This is a genomic window from Micromonospora sp. NPDC002411 (genome assembly GCF_053592955.1).
This window is the reverse complement of the sequence record NZ_JBSFBM010000314.1, coordinates 1-7962: the sequence shown is the minus strand read 5'-3', so window position 1 is coordinate 7962 and position 7962 is coordinate 1. Positions and strand designations below refer to the sequence as shown.

6 protein-coding genes and 1 pseudogene are annotated in these 7962 nt (G+C 67.8%); 6 read left to right on the top strand and 1 reads right to left on the bottom strand.

Annotation, left to right across the window (positions count from 1 at the left end; all coding sequences use genetic code 11):
- Positions 1-714: pseudogene (locus tag ACWCO3_RS27895) on the top strand (RICIN domain-containing protein); the annotation flags it as partial.
- Between the two features lie 494 nt (positions 715-1208).
- Entirely contained in the window at positions 1209-2597 is a 1389-nt protein-coding gene (locus tag ACWCO3_RS27890) for an RICIN domain-containing protein (RefSeq protein ID WP_145784648.1), read from the top strand.
- Between the two features lie 76 nt (positions 2598-2673).
- Here ACWCO3_RS27890 and ACWCO3_RS27885 read toward each other — a convergent pair whose 3' ends face one another.
- A complete protein-coding gene (locus tag ACWCO3_RS27885; RefSeq protein WP_145784646.1) occupies positions 2674-3444 on the bottom strand; it encodes a FadR/GntR family transcriptional regulator in 771 nt (256 codons plus the stop codon).
- Positions 3445-3589: 145 nt separating this feature from the next.
- On the opposite strand from ACWCO3_RS27885, the gene ACWCO3_RS27880 reads away from it, so the two are divergent.
- The 4 genes from ACWCO3_RS27880 to ACWCO3_RS27865 are packed head-to-tail and all read left to right on the top strand — an operon-like array spanning position 3590 to position 7886.
- On the top strand, positions 3590-4852 hold the full coding sequence (locus ACWCO3_RS27880) for an ABC transporter substrate-binding protein (RefSeq protein ID WP_145784644.1): 1263 nt from the start codon (positions 3590-3592) through the stop codon (positions 4850-4852).
- Between the two features lie 4 nt (positions 4853-4856).
- The gene (locus tag ACWCO3_RS27875) at positions 4857-5837 is read left to right on the top strand and encodes a carbohydrate ABC transporter permease (protein ID WP_450012851.1); all 981 of its coding nucleotides are present in this window, start codon (positions 4857-4859) and stop codon (positions 5835-5837) included.
- Complete coding sequence (locus ACWCO3_RS27870) at positions 5837-6664, top strand: carbohydrate ABC transporter permease (protein WP_145784642.1); 828 nt, start codon at positions 5837-5839, stop codon at positions 6662-6664. Before ACWCO3_RS27875 ends, ACWCO3_RS27870 begins: the two co-directional genes overlap by 1 nt.
- Before the next feature lies 1 nt (position 6665).
- Positions 6666-7886: a mandelate racemase/muconate lactonizing enzyme family protein gene (locus ACWCO3_RS27865; RefSeq protein ID WP_145784640.1), complete on the top strand. Its 1221-nt coding sequence runs from the start codon at positions 6666-6668 to the stop codon at positions 7884-7886.
- Positions 7887-7962: the final 76 nt, after the last annotated feature.

Genomic DNA, 7962 nt, shown 5'->3' with positions numbered 1-7962 from the left:
CAGCGGTTCGCCGATCTCGGTGTGGATGTGCAGATCACCGAGCTGGACGTGATGACCGGTGGCAACCAGGCCAACATCTACGGCGCCGTCACCCGCGCCTGCCTGGCTGTCTCACGGTGCACCGGCATCACCACGTGGGGTGTGCGCGACTGCGACTCGTGGCGTGGTTCGGACAACGCGCTGCTGTTCGACTGCAACGGCAACAAGAAGGCCGCGTACACCGCCGTCCTGGACGCCCTCAACGGCGGCTCGACCCCGCCCACCACGCCCCCGCCGGGCTCCGGCGTGGACACCAGCGCCTGGTACGTGTTGCTGAACCGGAACAGCGGCAAGGCGCTGGACCTGTACGCCTCGGCGACCAACGACGGTGCGCGGATCAGCCAGTGGTCGCGGAACAACGGCGTCAACCAGCAGTGGCAGTTCGTGGACTCGGGGAGCGGCTACTACCGGGTGAAGTCCCGGCACTCCAGCAAGGTCCTCGACGTCAGCGGCTTCTCGACCGCCGACGGCGGCGCGATCGTGCAGTGGTCCGACCTCAACGGCACGAACCAACAGTTCCGGATCGCCAATTCGGCCGACGGATACGTGCGTCTGATCAACCGCAACAGCAGTAAGGCGGTCGAGGTGCAGGGCGCGTCCACGGCGGACGGCGGGAACATCGTCCAGTACGCCGACTGGGGTGGCACCAACCAGCAGTGGCAGCTGGTCCGGATCGGATAGCGACCGGACGAGTCAGGTGACAGGACGGCGGCCCGCCCCCACCCGGGGCGGGCCGCTGCTTGTGCCCGCTGGGGAGGTGCCGCTCGCCCGATCGACGCCACCCCATCGTCCATCGACTGTGAGCGATAACAAGAGCTACGTCAAGTCACTGCTCCGTCGCGGTGCGAAGCTCGCAGAGCTGCTACCAGCGCCCATGCTGCCGGCCGTGGAGAACCTCGCGAAATCGATGCCAATCGTTTGACGTATGACGTCGTTAACGCTAATTTTCACCCGCGGACCACTGGCTGCCCGGAGCCGGATGGGCACCGCGTACCCCGCGCGGGCCTGCTCCACATTCGGTCCGTGGCGTGGCCACGGTCGCTCGGCGGCGGCCGCATCTCGTCCGCAAACCCCTCAGACGTGCTGACGCCACCACCAGTCGCCGGCACGCACCCCAGGGCACGCGCGTGCGTTCTGCTCGTGGGTTGCCCCGATCGAAGGAGTGGACCATGAAGGTCATCGGTGAGGCCCGTCCCGCCTCCCCACCACGGCATCGCTGGCGATCAGGCCTGGCCGCGGCTGCGGCCGCAGTCATGGCGGCCAGCGCGCTGGTCGCTGTCAACCAGACGCCCGCGGCGGCTGCCACAGTGGACACCAACGCCTGGTACGTCCTGGTCAACCGCAACAGCGGCAAGGCGCTCGACCTCTACGCCTCGGCCACCAACGACGGTGCGCGGGTCAGTCAGTGGACCCGCAACAACGGTGCCAACCAGCAGTGGCAGTTCGTGGACTCCGGGGGCGGCTACTACCGGGTGAAGTCCCGGCACTCCGGCAAGGTCCTCGACGTCAGCGGCTTCTCGACCGCCGACGGCGGCGCGATCGTGCAGTGGTCCGACCTCAACGGGACCAACCAGCAGTTCCGCCTGGCCGACTCGGACGGCGGCTACGTCCGGCTGATCAGCCGGCACAGCAGCAAGGCAGTGGAGGTGCAGGGCGCCTCCACCGCCGACGGCGGCAACATCGTGCAGTACGCCGACTGGAACGGCACCAACCAGCAGTGGCAGCTCGTCCGCACGGACGGCGGCACCACCCCACCACCGACCGGTGGCAGCGGGTGTGGCAAGGCGCCGGCCCTGTCCAGCGGCACGCACACGATCCAGAGCAACGGCAAGAGCCGGACGTTCACCCTGCGGGTGCCAGCCAACTACAACAACAGCAACCCCTACCGGCTGATCTTCGCGTTCCACTGGCGGGGCGGCACCATGCAGGACGTGTCCTCCGGTGGCACGAGCGGAACGCCGTGGTCCTACTACGGGCAGCAGGAGCAGTCGAACAACAGCGCGATCCTGGTCGCGCCCCAGGGTTTCGGCAACGGTTGGGGCAACTCCGGCGGTGAGGACATCGTCTTCGTCGACGACATGATCAGCCGGATCGAGAGCAGCCTCTGTGTCAACCCGCGGCAGCGGTTCGCCCTCGGCTTCAGCTGGGGCGGCGGCATGAGCTACGCCATCGCCTGCGCCCGCGCCACCGTCTTCCGGGCCGTCGCGGTCATCTCCGGCGGGCAGATCAGTGGGTGCAGTGGCGGGACGCAGCCCATCGCGTACTTCGGGCTGCACGGCATCTCGGACAACGTCCTGAGCATCTCCCAGGGCAGGGCGCTGCGCGACACGTTCGTGCGCAACAACGGGTGCACCGCCCAGAACCCGCCCGAGCCGGGGGCAGGCAGCCGCACCCACATCACCACCACCTACTCGGGCTGCCGGTCCGGGTACCCGGTGCAGTGGGCCGCGTACGACAACGGCCACATGCCCGGCCCGGTGGACGGCACCTACGCCGAGAGTGGCATCACGACCTGGACCAAGGGTGAGATCTGGAGGTTCTTCTCGCAGTTCTCCTGATCCCGGTCGCCGGCGAGGCCGGCGCTGACGTCGGCGGCAGCGTCCGCTCCTGTGCCCGGGAGCGTGGCGCTGCCGCTCAGCGTTGCAGTCGAACCGGCTTGCCCGAACCGCTGCGGCGGACCAGCCAGGCCTCGGTGATGTGGGTGAACATCGCCTCGGCGGCGCCCTCGGAATCGTGGGCGGCGATGCGTTCGTAGATCCGCCGGTGACCCTGGTTCGACGCCACGCACAGCGAGCGCTCGGTGCGGCCCATGTAGCTGGCGGTGTTGATGACCTGGCTCTCCAGGGCGCGTACGACGCCGCGAGCGATGCGGTTGCCGGACGCCTGCATGATCGTGTCGTGGAAGGCCCGGTCGTGTTCGTGGTACGTCACGTGGTCGTCGACCAGGTCGTCCATTCCGTCCACCATCTCGCGCAGGCGGTCGATGGTTTCCGCATCGGCGAGCCGGGCGGCGACGTTCGCCATGTCGGACTCGAGCACCCGTCGGGTCACGACCAGATCATCGAGGATCGCGAGGCTGTCGTCCTCGGCGATGGTTGCCGCGAGGACGAGCTCGTCGAGCATGTCCCACTGTGACGGTGGGGTGACCATGGTGCCGGCGCCCTGGCGGACCTGCACCAGCCCCTTCTCCTGAAGGATCTTGACAGCTTCCCGTACGACGGTCCGGCTCACCGAGAAGGTCTCGCAGAGGATCGGCTCCGGGGGCAGGGACGTTCCCGACGGGTGTACGCCACGGACGATGCGCTGCACGAGTTCGGCGGTGACCGCCCGGGCGAGGTTGGTCGGTCGACGGACCCACGCCGGGGTTGCCGGATTGTTCAGGGCTGTCTCCTGAGCTGGCGTCATGTCCCCTCCGAATGACCCGCCGTGGCACGACGTCCTCGCCAGTCTACGGCCGAGTATTGACGTCACACGTCATACGAGTTACTTTCCGATCAACGATGGCAGACGGCACGGCCGTAGGCCACCCCACTTTCAGAGGTGACAACTCATGAGACAGCGCGCAATATGGTCGGCCGTCTTCGTTGTTGGACTGGCCCTGACCGGCTGTGGAAGTGCTAGCGACTCGGGCTCGTCCAAGAAGTCCGACGGCAAGTTGGTGGTGTGGGACTGGAAGTCCGGCGAGCCGTTCGCCAAATCGTATCTGGACAAGGCGAAGGCCGACTTCAAGAAGAAGCACGCGGACGTCGAGGTCGAGTTCGTCGCGCAGCCCTTCGATCAGTACTACACGTTGCTCGGTGCGGCGATCCAGTCCGGCAAGGGACCGGACGTCATGATGTTCAACGGCGGCGGCCAGATTCGCGACCGGGTGGACGCGCTGGTGCCGATCACCGACTACGTGGCCGAGGACAAGCAGCGGCTGGCCGGCTGGGACGCGTTCACCAAGGACGGCAAGGTCTACGGCGGCCCGGTGACGCTGCAGGGCTACCCGATCTACTACAACAAGGACATCTACCGGAAGGCCGGCCTCGACCCGGCCAGCCCGGCCACCACCTGGGACAAGTTCGTCGCGGACTGCGCCGCCGTCACCAAGGCCGGCTCCAGGTGCTTCGCCCTCGGCAACAAGGAGGGTGTCGGCATCCAGTTCTGGCTCTCCAGCATGGGGTCGGTGACCCTCACCGCCGCTGAGTACGACGCCTGGATCACCGGCAAGCGCGACTGGAACTCGCCCAACGTGAAGCGCGTCTTCGAGCTCTGGAAGGAGACCGGGGCCAAGAAGATGAACACGGACGGGGCCAACTCGACAGCGATGTTCAACGACTCCTTCGCGGCCTTCCAGTCCGGCAAGGCCGCCCACGTCATGGGCCTCATGTCGGACGTCGGGCACTGGAAGTCCTTCAACGAGTTCCTCACCCCGGAGAAGCTCGGCGTCATGAAGCCCCCGATCGTCACCGCTGGCACCACGCCGAGCCTGCCGTACGACGGCGGCATCGGCTACGCGGTCGCCAAGTGGACGAAGGACCCGAAGGTGGCCGCCGACCTGGTGCGCTCCCTGACCTCGGCCGAGGCGTTGAAGGCGTTCTACGCCGACGCCGGCGCGATCGCCGCCGACATCACGATCGACGTGTCGCAGGCCGGCCCGGCTGCCTCCACGATCGTCAGCGAGCTGAAGACCGGCAAGCCGGCTCTGCACGTCGCGCTCTCCTCGAAGACGATCGACCTGATGGGGCGCCTCTCCCAGCAGTTGCTCAGCGGTTCGATCACCGTCGACGAGGTGGTGAAGCAGTTGGCCGCTTCCGACCAGGCGGGCTGACCTCGTGCCGATCGGAAACACGCAACCGTCGGTCCGCCTGGCTTCGGCCGGGCGGGCCGGCGGCCCGGCGGTCACACCCTCCGCGCACCGCGGTGGCACCCGTTCCCGTCGCGGCCGCGGCGGCTCGGGGGCCGAGCGCTACGCCCCCTACATCCTGGTCGCTCCGGCCGTCCTGATCATCGTGGCGCTGCGGATCTACCCGCTGATCCTCGGAGTCAACTTCTCCTTCACCGGCGACGGTGACCAGAACGGGAAAGCGGTCGGTTTCGGCAACTACCAGGAGTTGTTCGGGGATCCGCTGTTCCGCACCGCGTTGGGCAACGTCGGTCTGCTGGTGTTGCTGCTCCCGGTGGCGGTGGCGATCCCCGGTCTGCTCGCCACGTTCATCTACCTGCGGGTGCCGGGCCACCGTCTCTACCGCAGCGTCTACTTCTTCCCCGCCGTGCTCTCACCGGTCATCGTCGGAGCGATCTTCAACCTCCTGCTCGCCTTCGACGGCCCCGTCAACGCCGTCCTCGGCTCGGTCGGGGTCGGCCCGGTGGACTGGCTCGGTGACTCGGACATCGCGATGTTCGTGGTGGTGGGCGTACACATCTGGGCCACTTTCGGGATGGCCCTGGTGGTGTTCCTCGCCGGCTTCGCCACGCTCGACGCCGCGCTGCTGGACGCCGCCCGGGTGGACGGGGCGTCACTGCGCCAGGTCGTCTGGCACGTGATCGTCCCGGCCCTGTCGCGGACCATCCAGTTCGTCTTCGTGACCACGATGATCGGGATGCTGACCTCCATGTTCGGGCTGCTGTTCGTCATGACCAGCGGCGGCCCGGAGGGCTCGACGTACCTGCCGGAGTACTACATCTGGATCCAGCAGGGCCAGATGAACCGCCCGGCGCTCGCGTCCGCAGCGTCCACGATCCTCTTCGCGATCATGCTCGTGGTGGGTCTGTTGCAGATCAAACTGCTCGAACGATCGGGAAAGGTGGACTGATGTCCCGCGTCCGACTGGGACGGTGGATGGTCGCCATCCCGATGTCACTGCTCGCGGTGGCGACGATCTACCCCCTGCTCTTCACCGCGAACGTCGCGTTGAAGACCCGCCGGGACTACATCCTGGACCGGTTCTCCCTGACCAGCACCCTGCAATGGGAGAACATCAGCACGGCGTGGACCAGCGCCGGCATGGGCCGCTACTTCGTCAACTCGCTGGTCGTGGTGGCGTCGTCGGTGCTGCTGCTGCTCCTGCTCGGGTCGATGGCCGGCTTCGCGCTGAGCCAGTTGCGGTTCCGTGGCTCGTCGGCGTTGTTCCTGGGCTGCCTCGCGGGGCTCTTCATCCCGTTTCAGGTGATCATGGTGCCGCTCGCGCGGATCATGGCCGACACCGCGTTGATCGACACGTACCCGGGTCTGATCCTCGTCTACGTGGCCCAGTTCCTGCCCTTCACCGTCTTCCTGATGACGAGCTACTACAAGGGCATCCCACCGGAGATCGTCGACGCCGCCCGGATCGACGGCAACACCGTCTACGGCGTGTATCGCCGGATCATGCTGCCCCTGGGCACCCCGGCGCTGCTGTCGGTGGGCATCCTCAACACGCTGTTCTGCTGGAACGACGTCCTCATGGCGCTGGTGATGATGCCCTCGGCCGAGAACCGGACGCTCATGATCGGGGTGACCTCGTTGCGAGGGCAGTACTCCGACAACATCCCGACCTTCGCGTCCGGGGTGCTGATCGCCGCGATACCCGTCCTGTTGGTCTACCTGTTCCTCCAGCGCCAAATTGCCGACGGCGTCGCCGCCGGTTCCACGAAGGGTTGACATGCGGATCACGGGATTTCGGACGCTCACCACGGTCCAGGAATGGGGGCGCCCTGTCGGCGACGCCAACGGCGTGTTCGCCGACGGGGTGGTCCCGATCTCGATCGTCCTCGTCGACACCGACGAGGGCATCACGGGCGTCGGCCTCGGGCCACACGTCGAGATCGAGCGGATCTTCGCTGCGATCGAGGGCGAAGACCCACGTGCGGTGACGACCCTGTACGACCGCATGTTGCGGCACACCTTCAAGGCCGGCCACGCGGGGCCGGTGTTCGGCACCATCGGCGCTCTCGACACCGCGTTGTGGGACATCAAGGCGCAGGCTGCCGGTGAGCCACTGTGGCGGCTGCTGGGCGGACGGGACCGGCGGGTCAACGCCTACGCCTCCGGCCTGGACATCGGGTTGACCGACGACGAACTCGTCGCGGCGTACGAGGTCTACGCCAGCCACGGCCTGCGCGCCGCCAAGCTCAAGGGTGGCCTCGACATCGAGCGGGACCGGCACCGGCTCGGCCTGGTCAGAGACGTCCTCACCGAGGCAGGGCACGGCCGGCGAGCGGGTCTGATGCTCGACGTCAACGAGGCCTGGACCCGAAAGCAGGCCGTGCGGCACGTCGGCGAGATCGAACGCTCCCTCGACCTGATCTGGATCGAGGAGCCCGTCCGGCGGTGGGACGCCGAGGGTCACGCCGCCGTCAGTCGGGGAGTGCGCGCGTCGGTGGCCACCGGGGAGAACCTCACCGGGCTCGAACAGTATCGCCCGCTGATCGCCGCCGGCGCTGTCGACGTCGTCCAGATGGCCGCCGTCTGGGGAGTCACCCACTTCCTGCGGGTGTCCGCCCTGGCCCACGCGCACGACCTGCCGGTCAGCCCGATCGGCAACAGCCCGGTCGGGCTGTTGCACGCCGCGACCTCGGTGCCGAACCACCTGACCAGCGAGCTGCAGGACGTTCACCGACCGGTCGGTGTCTCCATCGACCTGCACGTCGAGGACGGCGCCTTCATCCTCGGCGACTCGCCCGGGCTGGGCGTCCGCGTCGACGAGGAGCTGATCCGGGCCGCCAACCGCCGCCCGCAGGCGCAGACGGCCGACACCCCCAACGTCCGGCCGGAGCTGGCCGGCCGCTGGTTGCTGGCCGGCGTGGACGGTATCGTCGCCGGCCATCCGGTGCCCGTCGTGTCGCTGAACTCGCACAACGAGGTGGCGCCCACCGGGCGGTAGTGAGCTGAGCACCACAGCGCTGGTCAGCGCCCCCGACCAGCAGCACGGTGGTCGGTCGGCCATGAAGGACCAGAAC